At 70.6% G+C, this 16145-nt stretch carries 11 protein-coding genes, 1 other RNA gene and 1 pseudogene; 6 read left to right on the plus strand and 7 right to left on the minus strand.

Annotation, left to right across the window (positions count from 1 at the left end; genetic code table 11):
* Window positions 1-153 precede the first annotated feature (153 nt).
* From ACFZDK_RS41395 to ACFZDK_RS41410, 4 genes and pseudogenes are all read right to left on the minus strand, one after another.
* Complete coding sequence (locus ACFZDK_RS41395) at window positions 154-1350, minus strand: acyltransferase family protein (protein ID WP_390980587.1); 1197 nt, start codon at window positions 1348-1350, stop codon at window positions 154-156.
* Window positions 1347-3566, minus strand: a complete 2220-nt coding sequence (locus ACFZDK_RS41400) for a glycosyltransferase (RefSeq protein WP_390980589.1) — start codon at window positions 3564-3566, stop codon at window positions 1347-1349. Before ACFZDK_RS41400 ends, ACFZDK_RS41395 begins: the two co-directional genes overlap by 4 nt.
* Window positions 3566-4468 carry a hypothetical protein gene (locus tag ACFZDK_RS41405; RefSeq protein WP_390980591.1) on the minus strand — a complete coding sequence of 301 codons (903 nt, stop codon included), beginning with the start codon at window positions 4466-4468 and terminating at the stop codon, window positions 3566-3568. The genes ACFZDK_RS41400 and ACFZDK_RS41405 overlap by 1 nt, the downstream gene beginning before the upstream one ends.
* Before the next feature lie 192 nt (window positions 4469-4660).
* Window positions 4661-5549: pseudogene (locus ACFZDK_RS41410) on the minus strand (LysR family transcriptional regulator).
* An 84-nt stretch (window positions 5550-5633) separates the two neighbouring features.
* On the opposite strand from ACFZDK_RS41410, the gene ACFZDK_RS41415 reads away from it, so the two are divergent.
* From ACFZDK_RS41415 to ACFZDK_RS41440, 6 genes are all read left to right on the plus strand, one after another.
* Window positions 5634-7037, plus strand: a complete 1404-nt coding sequence (locus ACFZDK_RS41415; protein ID WP_390980593.1) for an MFS transporter — start codon at window positions 5634-5636, stop codon at window positions 7035-7037.
* Window positions 7038-7148: 111 nt separating this feature from the next.
* Window positions 7149-8435 (plus strand): extracellular solute-binding protein, encoded by a 1287-nt coding sequence (locus tag ACFZDK_RS41420; RefSeq protein WP_390980595.1) that lies wholly within the window; start codon window positions 7149-7151, stop codon window positions 8433-8435.
* A complete protein-coding gene (locus ACFZDK_RS41425) occupies window positions 8432-9319 on the plus strand; it encodes an ABC transporter permease subunit (RefSeq protein WP_390980597.1) in 888 nt (295 codons plus the stop codon). Before ACFZDK_RS41420 ends, ACFZDK_RS41425 begins: the two co-directional genes overlap by 4 nt.
* Complete coding sequence (locus ACFZDK_RS41430) at window positions 9316-10140, plus strand: ABC transporter permease subunit (protein WP_390980599.1); 825 nt, start codon at window positions 9316-9318, stop codon at window positions 10138-10140. The genes ACFZDK_RS41425 and ACFZDK_RS41430 overlap by 4 nt, the downstream gene beginning before the upstream one ends.
* An 11-nt stretch (window positions 10141-10151) precedes the next feature.
* The gene (yicI, locus tag ACFZDK_RS41435; RefSeq protein WP_390980601.1) at window positions 10152-12404 is read left to right on the plus strand and encodes an alpha-xylosidase; all 2253 of its coding nucleotides are present in this window, start codon (window positions 10152-10154) and stop codon (window positions 12402-12404) included.
* Window positions 12404-13414: a substrate-binding domain-containing protein gene (locus ACFZDK_RS41440; protein WP_390980603.1), complete on the plus strand. Its 1011-nt coding sequence runs from the start codon at window positions 12404-12406 to the stop codon at window positions 13412-13414. Before yicI ends, ACFZDK_RS41440 begins: the two co-directional genes overlap by 1 nt.
* A 433-nt stretch (window positions 13415-13847) precedes the next feature.
* Here the strand turns inward: ACFZDK_RS41440 and ssrA are convergent.
* From ssrA to ACFZDK_RS41455, 3 genes are all read right to left on the minus strand, one after another.
* Window positions 13848-14234: a transfer-messenger RNA gene (gene ssrA / locus ACFZDK_RS41445) on the minus strand.
* A gap of 111 nt (window positions 14235-14345) precedes the next feature.
* Window positions 14346-14888: an SsrA-binding protein SmpB gene (gene smpB / locus ACFZDK_RS41450; RefSeq protein WP_390980699.1), complete on the minus strand. Its 543-nt coding sequence runs from the start codon at window positions 14886-14888 to the stop codon at window positions 14346-14348.
* An 83-nt stretch (window positions 14889-14971) separates the two neighbouring features.
* Complete coding sequence (locus ACFZDK_RS41455; RefSeq protein WP_390980605.1) at window positions 14972-16141, minus strand: S41 family peptidase; 1170 nt, start codon at window positions 16139-16141, stop codon at window positions 14972-14974.
* Window positions 16142-16145 lie beyond the last annotated feature (4 nt).

Consider the following 16145-nt stretch of genomic DNA (forward strand, 5'->3'; position numbering starts at 1 on the left):
GCGTCCGCTCCGCGCAAAGTGGCAAGAAGCGGGGCATTGAGGGGGCAACTGGGGTCCCGGCGGCGGCCATTGGTGCGTTCCTGTGACATTGCGGCAGCGGTCCGTGGCCGGGCTGTTGGCCGCTGCAAAGGGTCCGTCAGGTTCAGAGGTCCGTCAGGTCCGGCGGCGGGAACCTGTCCTGAGGGGCCTGGGCGGTCCGGACGGCCACAGCCGGGGGGCGCGGCCCGCCGCCGCGTCCTCGATCCAGCCGAACGCCAGGATGGCGAGCGCGATCAGGGGCCAGACGACGACGAACATCCAGAGGCTGTAGGTCGAGTCCAGCCAGCCGGCCGCGCGGTCGGACTCCAGGAAGGGCAGGTTGTAGGCCTGGTCGATGATCGGGACCGTGGCCATGATGAGCATGTTGTGCCAGAGGTAGATCGTGACCGCACGGTTGTTGGAGAGGGTGACGAGCCGGTCCCAGCGGCGGAGGCGGCCGGGCAACTCCGACCAGGACGGGGCGTACTGGAGCAGCAGCACGACCGCGCCGAACGACCAGCACGCCTGGGCCAGGGGAATGTCGTTGAGGTCCCAGCCGTCGGGGCCCTGGTGGCCTGACGCCCACCACAGGCCGACCGCCATCACCACGCAGGCCAGCGAGACCGCCGCGTACCGCGGAACCTTCGCCAGGACGCCTTCCCGGTGGGCGAAGCCGAGGAGCCAGCAGCCGCCGTAGACGGCGAAGTCCGTGACCGCGTTGCCGGTTTCGCCGGGGATCGTGACCAGGCCCGTGCCGACCACCGCGGTCAGGGCGAGGGGGGCCAGGACCGTCGGCAGCGGTGCCCGGCGGAACGCCCGGAGCAGCAGCGGGGAGAGCAGGACGAACCACAGGTATGCGCGCAGGTACCACAGGGGGCCCGCCGCCTGTTCCGCCCAGGTGTCGTCCAGCAGGCCCGACGCCGAGCCCAGGTGTTCGGGGTAGGGCGGGGCGCCGACCGGGACGACGTAGTCGAGCAGCTGCCCCCAGCCGGTCCAGCCGCCGCCCAGGTCGGGATCGCGCAGCGGGTTCCAGCCCGCCGCGAACATCAGGGTCAGCAGCACCGCGCCGAACAGCCACAGCGGTGGCAGCAGCCTCCGCAGCCGTCCTCGGATCACGCTCGCCGCCGGACGGTTCAGGCTGCGGGCCATCAGTGCGCCCGCCAGCGCGAACATCACGCCCATGGAGGGGAAGAGGACGGTCAGCCAGGGCCAGCCGAAGAGGTGGTAGATCACCACTCGGAGCAGGGCGAGGGAGCGGAGGAGGTCCAGGTAGCGGTCCCGGCCCGGCCCGCGCTCCGCGGAAGCCGTCGTCGTGGCCTCTGTCTGTGTCATGCCGCCCGCCTCCCCTGACCGGCCGTCGCCGCTCCGCCCGGTGCCTCGACCACGCCCGTGCGCCGCAGCTTCTGCCAGCGCAGCCGGCCGCCGGTGAGGGCCGTGATCCAGGACTGGAGGAGGACGACGTACATGAGCTGGCGGTAGAGGATCTGCTGGAGCGGGAGGGAGATGAGGTGGGTCATGCGTTCGCGGTCCAACCGGAAGGCGTAGGCCGCGCAGACCGCCTGGACGGCCAGTACGCCCAGCCACGCCCCGATCGTCTGCCGGGTGGGGCCGAAGAGGATGCCGTAGAGGAGGAACGCGTCGATCAGGGGTGCCAGCAGCGGGGCGACCACCATGAACAGCGAGACCAGCGGCAGGCCCACCCTGCCGAAGCGGCCCGACGGGCCCCGGTCCAGCAGCGCCCCGCGGTGTTTCCAGATCGCCTGCATCGTGCCGTACGACCAGCGGTAGCGCTGGGACCAGAGCTGGGAGACGGACTCCGGGGCCTCGGTCCAGGCCTTGGCCCGCTCCGCGTACACCACCCGCCAGCCGTGCCGGTGGATCGCCATGGTGATGTCCGTGTCCTCGGCGAGGGTGTCGTCGCTCATCCCGCCGACCTGTTCGAGGGCGGTACGGCGGAACGCGCCGACCGCGCCGGGGATGGTGGGCATGCAGCGCAGGACGTCGTACATCCGGCGGTCCAGGTTGAAGCCCATCACGTACTCGATGTGCTGCCAGGCGCCGATCAGCGAGTCCCGGTTGCCGACCTTCGCGTTGCCGGCCACCGCGCCCACGCGCGGGTCGCCGAAGGGCTGGACCAGCTCCCGTACCGTGGCCGGTTCGAAGACAGTGTCGCCGTCCATCATCACGACGAGGTCGTGACGGGCGTTCAGCAGGCCCCGGTTGAGGGCGGCGGGCTTGCCCGCGTTCACCTGGCGGATCACCCGGACGTCGGGCAGGCCGAGGTCCTCCACGATCCGGGCGGTGCCGTCCGTCGAACCGTCGTCGACGACGAGGATCTCGATCGGGTGCTCGCCCGCGCTCAGTGAACGGACCGTGTTCTCTATGCACTTGGCCTCGTTGTACGCGGGGACGAGCACCGAGACCGGTTCGGTCACCGGCGGACCCCAGCAAAAGCCCTTGCGGCGGACCCTGCGGGTGTGCGCGAAGGAGAGCAGCAGCATCAGGGCGAACCGGGCGAGCACCGACGCGCCGATCACCGCGAGGGCGACCACCAGCACGTCCGTGATGGTGTCCGCCGCCTGGACCAGGAGGATCCAGGACCGGCCCTGCCACAGGTCGGAGCCGGTGACCGGGGTGTGCGCGCTCGGTGCGTTCAGGGCCTCGGTGAGGTTGTCGAACGTGTAGCCCTGCCGTTCCAGCCGGGGCAGGAACGCGTCCAGGGCCCGGACCGTCTGGTGGCGGTCGCCGCCCGAGTCGTGCATCAGGACGATCGCACCCTTGCCGCCGTGCGGGGTCGCGTTGCGGATGATCCGGTCGACGCCCGGCTTGCGCCAGTCCTCGCTGTCCGTGTCGTTGACGACGGTGATGTAGCCACGGCTGCCGATGTACTCGGTCACCGGCCAGGAACGGTCGTCCATCGCGTCGGCGAAGGAGGAGTACGGCGGCCGGAAGAGGGAGGTACGGATACCGGCCGCGCCGGTGATCGCCAGCTGGGTCTGGGACAGCTCCCAGTCGATGCGCTTCTTCGACTGGTACGACAGGTCGGGGTGGCTGAAGGTGTGCACCCCGACCTCGTGGCCCTCGGCGACCATGCGCCGGACCAGCTGCGGATAGCGGGAGGTCATGGTGCCGGTGACGAAGAAGACGGCGTGCGCGTGGTGCTTCTTCAGGACGTCCAGGACCTTCGGGGTCCAGGTCGGGTCGGGGCCGTCGTCGAAGGTGAGGACCAGGTGGTGGTCGGGGATGCGCAGTGACGTCGTACGGCCGCCCCGCGTGTCGATGACCGGACCGCCGTCCAGGATCTTCTCGGGGACCCTGTCGGTGGCGGCCTCGGGGCGGACCCGGTGGTCGGCGAGGATCTCGCTGTGCACGTAACCGCGCAGCATCAGCATCGCCATCACGGCGACGAGCACCAGGACGGGCAGGGCCAGACGCATCGGGAGGCGCGTCGGGAGACCCATCGGAAGGCGCGCGGGCAGGCGGCGGCGCCGGGGACCGCCGGCGCGGGCCGCGGCGGCGGGCCTCTGGCGGCGGGAGCGGGGCGCCATCACAGGACGGGGGCGGCGGACGGGCCGGCGCCGGCTGCGGTACGCGGGGCCGCACCCTCCGCGACCGGACCGCCGGTCGGGGCGGCCGACTCGCTGGGCGAGGCCGGGGGCGAGGACGCGGGCGAGGCCGGGGCGTCCGGGGAGGGCGCCGCCGAGGACGGCGGGGCGGACCCGGACGACGAACCGGGCTGCGGCGAGGCCACGGCGCCCGCGGTGCCCCCGGCGGACGCCGTCGGCCGTACGTCCGAGGAGGGGCTCGGCCGGACCGCCGGCCCTCCGGTACCCGTCGCCCAGGAGGAGACGCCGGCCGACGGGGTCGTACCGGCACCGGCGACCGGGCCGACCACCGAGGAGCCGTCGTCCGCGGACCGGCCGGACCGCCCGGGCCGCGGGGAGTCGTGGACCCGGCCGGCCGGCTTGTCGACGTCCTGCCCGGGCACCGGCAGCCAGGGCGCGTCGGAACTCCCGGACAGCAGGGTGACGACGATGACGACCGCGTACACCGCACAGGCGAGGGCGACGGCCATCCCGAGCCTGCGGAACCGGCGGCTGCGACGCCCGGACGCGTCGACGAACACCGGCGCGTCGGCGGCATCCGCCGCACCGGGCCGGATCCGCACCGCCCCGACATCGTTCTGCACGGTCACTTCAGCGGGGTCGTGCACGGGCGCCGGACTCCCACCGGGTTCCTGCGCGGACGCCTCGACCGGCTGATCACCGCCACGGCCGCTGCCACTGACACCGCCGCTGTCACCCCCGCCCCCACCACCCCACGGGTCCCGTAACAAGCCGACCGGCAGCAGTTCGGTCGGCTCGGCGCCGTCAGGGTCCGCAGCGGGTGACTCCGACTCGTCTCCCCCGGCCATCGGCACATCCCGGGCGTCCAGGACCACCTCGGGCAATTCTGATTGGGTTTCTTCTCGCCAACTTTTCACGCGTGTACATCCCCCCACGGGACTGTTCCGGGCGCGTTGACGAACCCGAGCACACGTCGTCGGAACCGGGCCCCCACCCAGGTCCGAGCGCCCCCTTCCAGCTCTCCGTGCTCGGGGCCATGAAGCTAGCGCACGCGGGGATGCCGTGTTCTCGATGTGTCATTTGCGGTCGTCCATCACCTCTTGATCACTGGCCGGAATCCATCCGTCGGCCGGCCGCTGAAGCCACCCTTCCGCCCGCCCGAGTTCGGCGGCCGCCCGCCGCAAGGCGTCCACTCCCGGATGGACCAGCCCCTTTCGCCACACGAGCGACACGGGCGACAACGGCACCGGATCGATCAGGGGCCGCGAGACCGTCCCAGGTATGGCCGGAAACCCCACTACCGCGAGGATCGGATTCCGGGTCTTGGCCATGATGCGCTGGAACTCCTCCTCCCCGACGGCCAGCGGCGCCGGTGGCGCGACCGCGATACCTCGCCCTTCGAACAGGTGAAAGGCCAGGTCAGTCCATTCCAGGGTGCGTTCGTTCCCGGCGCCGGCGTAGACCGTCTCGCCCGCCAGCGCGGCCAGCGGCACCGATTCCAGCGCCGCCAGCCGGTGCTCGGAGGGGAGAATTACGGCCATGGGTTCGAACCGTACGGGCTGGTGTTCGAGCCCGGAGCGCAGCGCCGGATCCAGTCCCGCGAACCGTCCGAAGGACGCGTCGAGCCGCCCGGCGAGCAGTTCGGCGGCCGGTCTCCAGGCCCGGCGAGTTGAGGTCCACCAGCAGCGGCCGGGCCTGCCCGAACGCGGCGAGCAGCGCGTCCTGGGCGGCCAGCGCCCGGCGGGCGTACGGCAGCAGGCGGGCGCCGTCGGCGGTCAGGGCGACCTGCCGGGTGGTCCGGACGAGCAGCTCGGCGCCCAACTCCCGCTCCAGTCGCCGTACATCACGGCTGAGCGCCTGCTGGGCGACGTACAGCCGGGCGGCGGCACGGGTGAAGTGCAGTTCCTCGGCGACCGTCACGAAGACGCGCAGCAGACGGGGGTCGATGTGGCGGGGCGCTGACATCACGCGAACTTACAACACAGGTGCGTGAATCGGCGCCGAGCAGGTGTTGGACCCCTTGATCGGCTCCGGGCGACGGTGGTGCCCATGCCGCAACCGACCGAACCGACGCCCCAGAAGACGCTCTACACCGTCACCGCCGACTCCCTCGTCGCCATCGACTTCACCCCCCGCCACCGCGACCGCGCACCCGACCGCCACCGCGACCGCGACCGCCACCGCGCACCCGACCGCCACCGCGACCGCGACGCCGACGGCAGCCACGATCGCCTACGCCTCCCTCGCCGCCCGCCCGGCCCCTACCGCCGTCTCTTCGCCCTCCCCGGCACCCGTGCCTTCACCGCCGGGAACCTGCTGGCCCGCCTCCCCATGGGCATGTTCAGCATCAGCGCGGTCGTGATGATCGCCGGTGCGCGCGGCTCGTACGCCCTCGCCGGCGCCGTCACCGCGACCGGCCTCGCGGCCACGGGGGTGGCCGGGCCGTGGATCGCGCGGCTCGTCGACCGGTACGGGCAGGCCAGGGTCGCCGTGCCCGCCACGCTCGCCGCCGTGCTCGGCAGCCTCGCCCTGCTGCTCTGCGTGCGCTACGGCGCCCCGGACTGGACCCTGTTCGCCGCCTACGCGGCCACCGCCTCCACCCCCAACCTCGGCGGGATGTCCCGGGCCCGCTGGGCCCACCTGCTGCGCGAGGACCCGGACGCCCTGCACACCGCGAACTCCTTCGAACAAGCCGCCGACGAGCTGTGCTTCATGCTCGGCCCGGTCCTGGCGTCCTTCCTGACCGGCACGTTCTTCCCGGAGGCCGGCACCTTGGTCGGCGCGGTGCTGCTGCTCGCCGGCATGCTGCTGTTCACCGCCCAGCGGGCCACCGAGCCCCCGCCCGGGACCGCGACGGGCACCGCGAGAACACCCCTTCGCTTCTCCTCCCTCCTGCCCCTCCTCGCCTGCTTCGTCGCGACCGGCACGGTGTTCGGTTCGATGGAGGTCGTCACGATCGCCTACGCCGACGCCCAGGGCCACCGTTCGGCGGCCGGTGCCGTCCTCGCCCTGCAGGCGGCCGGCTCCTGCGCGGCGGGCCTGATGTACGGCGCCCTCAGGCCGGCGGGGCCGGCCGAACGACGGCTGCCGGTGTGCCTGCTGGCGATGGCCGCCCTGATGTCCCTCCCCCTGCTCGCCGCCCGCACCCTCGACAGCCTCTGGGCCCTCGCCCCCGCGCTGCTCGCGGCCGGGATGGCGACCGCCCCGACCATGGTGACCGCGATGACGCTGGTCCAGGACCGCACCCCCGCTGACCGGCTCAACGAGGGGATGAGCCTGGTCGTGACCGCCCTGCTGACCGGTATCGCCTGCGGCTCCGCGCTCGGCGGCTGGGCGGCGGAGCACCTCTCGCCGGCGGCCGCGTTCACCACGCCGGTCGCGGCGGCCGTCACGGCCCTTCTGGTCGGCGCCCTCAGTCGAATCGCTTCCGGCAATTCCCGCCTGACCTATTGACGATCTCATAGCCCGCACCTACCTTCCTGCGTCGAAGCGCTTCGACGTCCGGTATCGAACCCATTCGACACCGGACGAGCACCATCCATCCGACTCCCTGGGAGGCACTGGATGTTGACGGCACGAAGGCGAACGGCGACCGCGGCGGTGATCCTCGCCGGATCACTGCTCCTCACCTCCTGCGGCGGCTCGGGCGGCAGCACGTCCGACGCGAAGACGCTGCGGCTGTGGCACTACGAGGGCCCCACCAGCGCGATGGGCATCGCCTGGAACGAGGCCATCAAGGAGTTCGAGGCGACCCATCCGGGCGTCAAGGTGAAGTACGAGGAGAAGAGCTTCGAGCAGATCCAGAAGACCGCGCAGATGGTCCTCAACTCCTCCGACGCCCCCGACATCATGGAGTACAACAAGGGCAACGCGACGGCGGGACTCCTCTCCAAGCAGGGACTCCTCACCGATCTGACCGCCGAGGCGACCCAGCGCGGCTGGGACAAGAAGCTCAGCGCGGGCGTGCGCACCACCAGCCAGTACGACGCCGACGGCGTGATGGGCTCCGGCAAGTGGTACGGAGTGCCCAACTACGCCGAATACACGATGGTCTACTACAACAAGGACCTGTTCAAGAAGTACGGGATCGCCGAGCCGAAGACGTTCGACGACCTCACCGCGGCGATGGACAAGTTCGTCGAGAACAAGGTCACGCCGCTGGCGAACGCGGGCTCCGAGTACCTGGCCCAGCAGTACCTGTACCAGCTCGCGCTCTCCAGGGCCGACCGCTCGTGGGTCGACAAGTACGAGCTGTACCAGGGCAAGGTCGACTTCCACGACAGCGCCTGGACGTACGCGGCCGACACCTTCGCCGACTGGGTGAAGAAGGGCTACATCGCGAAGACGTCCTCCGGTACGACCGCCGAGCAGGCCGGGGTCTCCTTCATCCAGGGCAAGGCACCGATCCTGTTCTCCGGCAGCTGGTGGTACGGCCGCTTCCAGTCGGAGGCGAAGTTCGACTGGGGCAGCTTCCTGTGGCCGGGCTCGAACCTCACCCTCGGCTCCGGCGGCAACCTCTGGGTCGTACCGAAGAACTCCAAGAACAAGGACCTGGCCTACGACTTCATCGACATCACCATGTCGAAGAAGATCCAGAACCTGCTCGGCAACAAGGGCGGAGTCCCGGTCGCCGCCGACCCGGCCGCCATCACCGACCCCAAGTCCAAGATGCTGATCGCCGACTTCAACACCCTCAGCGCCCGCGACGGCCTGGCCTTCTACCCGGACTGGCCGGTCGCCGGCTTCTACGACACCCTCGTCTCCGAGACCCAGAAGCTGATCACGGGCAGCGAGAAACCGGATGCCTGTCTGAGCAACCTCCAGACGGCGTACGACAAGGGCACCAAGTGAGGGTGCGCCGGGACTCGTACGCCCTCTTCCTCCTCCCCGGCGCCCTCGCCTTCCTCGCGGTCGTGATCGTCCCGTTCCTGATGAACACGGGCGTGAGCCTCACCGACTGGCAGGGCGTGGGGAGCCCGCACTGGTCCGGGCTCGCCAACTACCGGGAGCTGCTGCACGACACGGAGTTCTGGGCGTCGTTCCGGCACAGCCTCTTCATGGTCGTCGCGATGGCGGTGCTGCCGACCGCGCTCGGACTGGTCCTGGCCGCGGCCCTGTTCGACTACGTCGGCAAGCACTTCGGCACCCGGATCGCGGCCGTCCTGCGCGCCTGCTTCTACCTCCCCCAGGTGCTGCCGGTCGCGGTCGCCGGCATCGTCTGGAGCTGGATCCTCGCCCCGGACAACGGCTCCCTCAACGCCCTCCTGAAGGCCGTCGGTCTCGGCAGCTGGCAGCAGGACTGGCTCGGCGACCCGGACCTCGCCCTCTACACCGTGATGGGAGTGCTGGTCTGGGTGCAGATCGGCTTCCCGCTGGTCGTGTTCATGGCCGGGCTCGGCCGCGTCGACCCCCAGCTGTACGAGGCGGCCGAGCTGGACGGTGCCGGCTGGTGGCGCCGCTTCCGGCACATCACGCTGCCGCAGATCCGCCCCGAGGTGTACGTCGTCCTGACCTGGTGCACGATCGCCGCGCTCAAGGTCTTCGGCGCGGTGTACGTCCTGACCAAAGGCGGCCCGGGCGGCGCCACCGACGTCCCCTCCTACTTCTCCTTCACCACGTTCTTCGAGAAGACCCAGGTCGGCTACGGCTCGGCGATCTCCACGGTCCTCACGGTGATCATCCTGGCCCTGGCCGTGCTCGGCCTGAAGCTGCAGAGCCGCACGGGGGACGCATGACCACCGCCCTGCGCCGCTACCCCGTCCTCGTGGCCCTCTGCCTCGCCGCCCTCTTCATGATCGTGCCGTTCCTGATCGTGGCGGTGAACGCGGTCAAGTCCCCGTCGGAGTACTCCCAGCACGGCCCGCTGAGCCTCCCCCACGGCCTCTACCTCGACGGCCTCAAGGACTTCTGGCAACGCGTCGACTACACCCAGAAGCTGATCAACTCCACCCTGATCAGCGGCTCGGTGGCCCTGCTCGCCACCGCCCTGTCCGTCCTCAACGCCTACGCGATCGGCATCGGCCGGATCCGGGGCCGCACCTGGGTGCTGGCCTTCTTCGTGCTCGCCAACATGCTGCCGCAGGAGGCGCTGGTCTACCCGCTCTACTACCTGAGCAAGCAGGCAGGCCTCTACGACACCCGGCTCAGCGTGATCATCGTGTTCACGGTGATCCAGTCGGCGTTCGGCACGTACCTGCTCTCCTCGGTCCTCGGGCAGTTCCCGCGCGAGATCGTCGAGGCGGCCCGGATCGACGGCGCGAACAAGTGGCAGATCCTGGTCCGGATCGTCGTCCCGGTCAGCCGCCCGACCCTCGGCGTGCTCCTGGTCTTCTTCTTCATCTGGACCTGGAACGAGTTCCTGCTCCCGCTGGTCATGCTCATCTCGAACGACAACCAGACGGTGTCCGTCGCCCTCGGCGTCCTCCAGGGCCAGCGCCTGATGGACGCCACGATGACCAACGCGGCCGCCCTGCTCGGCGTCCTCCCGGCCATCGTCTTCTTCCTCGTCTTCCAGCGCACGCTCACCCGGGGCATCGCCGTGGGCGCCGTCAAATAGGAGGTACGTGCGTGAAGTTCACCGACGGCTACTGGCTGCTCCGGGAGGGCGTCACCGCGGCCCACCCGGTCGAGGTCCTCGACGTCACCGCCGCGGAGGGCGCGCTGGAGATCCATGCGCCGACCCAGCCCATCCGCCACCGGGGCGACCTGCTGAAGGGACCGGTCGTGACGATCAGCGCGCACACACCGATGCCCGACGTCATCGGCGTCACCTTCACCCACTTCGAGGGCGAGCAGCCGCGCGGCCCGCACTTCGAGCTCGCGAAGGAGGACCTCGCGTCCCAGGTGTCGTACGACGACGAGTACGCGACCCTGACCTCCGGCTCCCTGACGCTGCGGCTGAGCCGGACCGCGCCCTGGCGGCTGGACTTCCTCGCCGGCGGCCGCACCCTCACCTCCAGCGGCCCCAAGGGCATGGGCATCATGCGGGACGCGTCGACGGGCGCCCACTATCTGCGGGAGCAGCTGGGCCTCGGGGTCGGCACCTCGGTCTACGGGCTCGGCGAGCGGTTCGGCCCGCTCGTCAAGAACGGCCAGGTCGTCGACATCTGGAACGCCGACGGCGGCACGGCCACCGAACAGGCCTACAAGAACGTCCCCTTCTACCTCACGGACTCGGGCTACGGCGTCTTCGTCGACCATCCGGGGAAGGTGTCCTTCGAGGTCGGCTCGGAGGCGGTGTCGCGGGTCCAGTTCAGCGTCGAGTCGCAGCAGCTGACGTACTACGTCATCCACGGCCCCACCCCCAAGGACATCCTGCGCAAGTACACGGCCCTCACCGGCCGCCCGGCCCTCCCGCCCGCCTGGTCCTTCGGCCTGTGGCTCTCCACCTCCTTCACCACCTCCTACGACGAGAAGACGGTGACCTCCTTCATCGAGGGCATGCGGGAGCGCGAACTCCCGCTCTCCGTCTTCCACTTCGACTGCTTCTGGATGCGGGAGTTCAACTGGTGCGACTTCCGGTGGGATCCCCGGGTGTTCCCGGATCCCGAGGGGATGCTGGGGCGGCTGCACGAGCGCGGGCTGCGGGTGTGCGTGTGGATCAACCCGTACATCGCGCAGCGGTCGCCGCTGTTCGCCGAGGGGAAGGAGCTGGGACACCTGCTGCGGCGACCGGACGGGAGCGTGTGGCAGTGGGATCTGTGGCAGCCGGGGATGGCGCTGGTGGACTTCACGTCCCCGGCGGCGCGCGACTGGTACGCGGCCAAGCTGGAGGCACTGCTCGCCCAGGGGGTCGACTGCTTCAAGACCGACTTCGGGGAACGGGTCCCGGTGGACGTGGCCTGGTCCGACGGCTCGGACCCGGAGCGGATGCACAACTACTACACGTACCTGTACAACCGGACCGTCTTCGAGGTGCTGCGCAAGCAGCGCGGGGAGAGCGAGGCGGTCGTCTTCGCACGGTCGGCGACGGCCGGGAGCCAGAAGTTCCCCGTGCACTGGGGCGGCGACTGCGAGGCCACCTACGAGTCGATGGCCGAGTCACTGCGCGGCGGGCTCTCGCTCGGCCTGTCCGGCTTCGGTTACTGGAGCCACGACATCGGCGGCTTCGAGGGCACCCCGACACCGGCGCTGTTCAAGCGGTGGCTGGCCTTCGGACTGCTGTCCTCGCACAGCAGGCTGCACGGTTCGTCGTCGTACCGGGTGCCCTGGCTGTTCGACGAGGAGGCCGTGGACGTGCTGCGGCACTTCACGCGGCTGAAGCTGAGCCTGATGCCCTACCTGTACGAGGCGGCGCGCACCGCTGCGGCGGAGGGAGTGCCGGTGATGCGGGCGATGGTGCTGGAGTTCCCGGACGATCCGGGGTGCGCGCATGTGGAGCGGCAGTACATGTTGGGGGCGGATGTGCTGGTGGCGCCGGTGTTCGACGACGAGGGGTATGTGACATATTACTGTCCGCGAGGCACCTGGACCCACTTCCTGACCGGCCGGACGGTCACCGGCCCCGGCTGGGTCCGTGAGCAGCACGACTTCCTCAGCGTCCCCCTCCTGGTCCGTCCCGGCGCGGTGATCCCGGTCGGCGCGGTGGCCGACCGCCCCGACTACGACCATGCCGACGGGGTGACCCTGCGGGCGTTCGGTCTCGACCGGGGCGCGCAGGTCACGGTCCCGGTCGGGGACGTCACCTTCACCGTCGTACGCGAAGGGGACACCCTGCGGGCCTCCTGCAGCGACCCGGCGGCGCCCTGGGCGCTGGCGGCCGGAGAGCGAACGGCACGGGCCGCGGCCGGGACCGGGTTCCTCTCCCTGGAGCTGGGCTGATGGTGAAGATCACCGACGTGGCCCGGCACGCCGGGGTCTCCCCCAGCACCGTCTCCTACGCGCTCAGCGGCAAGCGCCCCATCTCCGACGAGACCCGGCGCCGTATCCAGGCGTCCATCCGCGAACTGGGCTACCGCCCGCACGCCGGCGCCCGCGCCCTCGCCAGCAGCCGCTCCAACGTCCTCGCCCTGGTGATCCCGCTGCGCACCGGCATCCACGTCCCGGTGGTGATGCAGTTCGCGGTGTCCGTGGTGACCACGGCCCGCCGCTACGACCACGACGTGCTCCTCCTGACCCAGGAGGAGGGCGAGGAGGGCCTGCACCGGGTCGCCGACACGGCCCTCGTCGACGCCCTGATCGTGATGGACGTCCAGCTCCACGACCCGCGTCTGCCCCTCCTGCGCGCCCTGGAACGGCCGTCGGTGCTGATCGGCTTTCCTTCTGATGCGGCCGGCCTGACCTGCGTCGACCTGGACTTCAAGGCAGCCGGTGAGCTGTGCGTGGAACGACTGGCGGAACTCGGACACCGGGTGGTCGCACTGGTCGGCTCGCCGCCCGAGGTGTACGTCCGGGAGACCGCGTTCGCCCAGCGCGTCGTCCAGGGCTTCACGACCGCCGCCGACCGCAACGGCATGGCGTCCTCCGTCCACCCGTGCGCGGCGACTCCGGCGGGGGCGCGGCAGGTCGCCGAGCAACTCCTCCGCGAACAACCGGCGTTGACGGGGGTCGTCGTCCACAACGAGGCGGCCCTGGAGCCCCTGATCGACGCCTTCGAGCAGCTGGGCCTGCGCGTCCCGACCGATCTGTCCATCACCGCGATCTGCCCGGACGAGCTGGCGGCGGGGCTGCGCGTCCCGGTGACCTCGGTGGCTCTCCCGGCCACGGAACTCGGCGAGCGGGCGGCGGAGTTGCTGATGCGGAAGCTGGGCGGGGAGGGAGAGGTGCCGGAGGCGACGCTGCTCGTGCCTCGGCTGACCGAACGTGAGAGCACGGCTCCCCGGTTAGCGTGACGGTCACCGGTCCTGGTGCCGTGCCGGGGGCCGCTGTGCTGTACTCGGAGACGAGAAGGGTCCCCGCCCGGACCCAGTCCGGACGGTGGCTCAGGCTCATCAGGAGCCCGTCGGATGTCCCCAGGCTGTGTGGGGATATCCGCCCAGCAGGAGCCCGTCGGATGTCCCCAGCTGTGATGGGGATATCCGGCTACCTGGTGAGCCACCAGAGCAGCCACCTCCTCGCGTGCCTCGCCGCTCGCTCCGGCAGAAGCCGGATCAGCCGGGAGGACGCGCCCATAGAGCGCGTCACGGGGCAAAACGCTAATGAAGCCGACGGGGCTGCTGAGACGGAATCCGTGAGCGCCGCCCGTACGAGTGAACGGGCCCTTCGGGCATGACAAAGGCCCCGGTGCTCCGCGGAGGAGCGCCGGGGCCTCGGCCCACATGGGATGAGTGGAGATGGCGGGAATCGAACCCGCGTCCAACGGTGCGGAATCAGGGCTTCTCCGTGTGCAGTTCGCTGTGATTTTCTCGGCCCCGGCAATCACGCGAACAAGTCGCCGACGGGCCCAGTCACTGTTTGATTTCCCATCCGACCCCGTGACCGGGCCGAATGGTTTAGTCCCCTAGATTATGCCAGGGTCCGGGTCGGGAACATCCCCGGTCTGACACCCGTTAGGGCCTTCACTCACTGCTTATTAGGCAGCGAGGGCGAAGGCGCGGGAATCGCTCTTGGAATTGGCGATTATTGGTTGCGACATATGGTTAACGAGATCATTGCCGCTTCCTCGACACGCTTCCCCTGCTTCGACATCCGCTGTCGAAACCGATCATCCCCATGTTGTTTTTTCAAACCCCTCCGAGGAGGGTGCGCACCCGCTGTGAGGTGCAGTGCCATCGTACGTGAACAACGAGCGACGTGGCCACCGTATTCCGGCGGTGTTCCGCCCTACGCGCCCCGCTGCCTGCGCTTGGCCGCCGCGATCGCGCGGTCCGACTCCCGCCGGTCCTGCTGCTCGCGCAGGGTCTGCCGCTTGTCGTACTCCTTCTTGCCTCGCGCGAGCGCGATCTCGGCCTTGGCGCGGCCGTCCTTGAAGTACAGCGCGAGCGGCACGATCGTGTGGCCGGTCTCCTGGGACTTGACCTCCAGCTTGTCGATCTCCTCCCGGTGCAGCAGCAGCTTGCGCTTGCGGCGCGCGGAGTGGTTGGTCCAGCTGCCCTGGTGGTACTCGGGGATGTGGGCGTTGTGCAGCCACGCCTCACCCCGGTCGATCTGGACGAAGCCGTCGGTCAGCGAGCTCCGCCCCTCACGCAGCGACTTCACCTCGGTGCCGGACAGCACGATGCCGGCCTCGTAGGTGTCGACGATCGCGTAGTCGTGCCGCGCCTTCTTGTTCTGCGCGACGATCTTGCGCTTGCCGCCCTTCTCGCCGTCCCTGGCTTTGGCGGCCGTCCCCTGCTGCTTCTGCTGGGACTCTTTCGGTACGTACATTCCCTTGGCCATAGTGCCCTCCATTTTCGCACTACGGAGGGGGTGCGGGGGAAGCGGATTAGCGGCGGGTTCCGCAGCCGCCCCTACGACGGATCGCCCAGGCCGCTCAGGACCGTCTCGGCCCGCTCCAGCGCCCCGGAGCTCACCTCCAGGTCGGGGGTGATGCCCCGGCCGTCGACGGTGTGGCCCGAGGGGGTGCGGTAGTGGCCGACGGTGAGCTCGGCGACCGAGCCGTCGGGGAGGCGGGTGGGCATCTGGATGGAGCCCTTGCCGAAGGTGCGGGAGCCGAGGACGACCGCGCGGCCGCGGTCCTGGAGGGCGCCGGTGAGCATCTCGGCCGCGCTCATCGTGCCGCCGTCGACCAGCGCGACCAGGGGTCTCGCGGTGTCGCCGCCGGGCTCGGCGTGCAGGGAGCGCTGGGCGCCGTCGACGTCGTAGGTGGCGACCAGGCCGCCGTCGAGGAAGGCGGAGGCGGCGGTGACGGCCTCGCTGACCAGGCCGCCGGAGTTGCCGCGCAGGTCGAGGACGATGCCGGCGTCGGCGGGGGCCTGCCGTACGGCGGTGCGGACGAGCTCCCCGGAGCCCCGGGTGAAGGCGGAGATCCTGATGACGGTGATACCGGCGGCCAGCTTGCGCACGCTCACCGAGTCGGTGGACAGCAGCGCCCGGCGCACGGTCTCGCTCCACGCGCGCGTGCCGCGTTCGAGACCGAGGGTGACGGTCGTACCGGCGCGAGCGTCGGTGGCGTCACCGCGCAGTAACGAGACGACGTCGGTGACGGGCCGCCCGTCGACGTCCTCCCCGTCGACACTGCGCAGCCGGTCGCCCTTCTTCACCCCCGCCTCGGCCGCCGGCGACCCGGTCTGCACCTTGGTCACCTCGATCCGGCCGTCCCGCTCCCGCCGGGCCCACAGCCCCACACCCGTGTACTGGCCGTCGAGCGCTTCCTCGAACTCCTGGTACTCGCCCTCGGAGTAGACCGCGGCCCACCGGTCCCCGCTGCGGCTCACGGCCCGTTCGGCCGCCTCCATGGGGGACTTGCCGTCGGCCATCGCGTCGGCCGCGGCCTTGGCGACGTCCTCGTGCCCGTCGGCCGAACGCGCGGCTCCGGTGGGCGTCTTCCGGTCGGACTGCCCGGGGTCGGGAAACGCCCCGGTGGCCGCTCCGGTCACCAACAGCCCTGCGAACACCAACGTCAGAGCCGCCCCCCGGCGAACCCGGCGGGGCTGACAGAACAGCTCACGGCCTGACATGCCG

The sequence above is a fragment of the Streptomyces sp. NPDC007901 genome, assembly GCF_042959465.1.
Classification (GTDB): Bacteria; Actinomycetota; Actinomycetes; order Streptomycetales; family Streptomycetaceae; genus Streptomyces.

Bases quoted from the DNA above. Each gene is read 5' to 3' on its own strand.
- ACFZDK_RS41395 (WP_390980587.1), bottom strand. From the start codon at position 1,350: ATGACACAGACAGAGGCCACGACGACGGCTTCCGCGGAGCGCGGGCCG.
- ACFZDK_RS41400 (WP_390980589.1), bottom strand. From the start codon at position 3,566: ATGGCGCCCCGCTCCCGCCGCCAGAGGCCCGCCGCCGCGGCCCGCGCC.
- ACFZDK_RS41415 (WP_390980593.1), top strand. From the start codon at position 5,634: ATGCCGCAACCGACCGAACCGACGCCCCAGAAGACGCTCTACACCGTC.
- ACFZDK_RS41420 (WP_390980595.1), top strand. From the start codon at position 7,149: ATGTTGACGGCACGAAGGCGAACGGCGACCGCGGCGGTGATCCTCGCC.
- ACFZDK_RS41430 (WP_390980599.1), top strand. From the start codon at position 9,316: ATGACCACCGCCCTGCGCCGCTACCCCGTCCTCGTGGCCCTCTGCCTC.
- ACFZDK_RS41440 (WP_390980603.1), top strand. From the start codon at position 12,404: ATGGTGAAGATCACCGACGTGGCCCGGCACGCCGGGGTCTCCCCCAGC.
- smpB (WP_390980699.1), bottom strand. From the start codon at position 14,888: ATGTACGTACCGAAAGAGTCCCAGCAGAAGCAGCAGGGGACGGCCGCC.
- ACFZDK_RS41455 (WP_390980605.1), bottom strand. From the start codon at position 16,141: ATGTCAGGCCGTGAGCTGTTCTGTCAGCCCCGCCGGGTTCGCCGGGGG.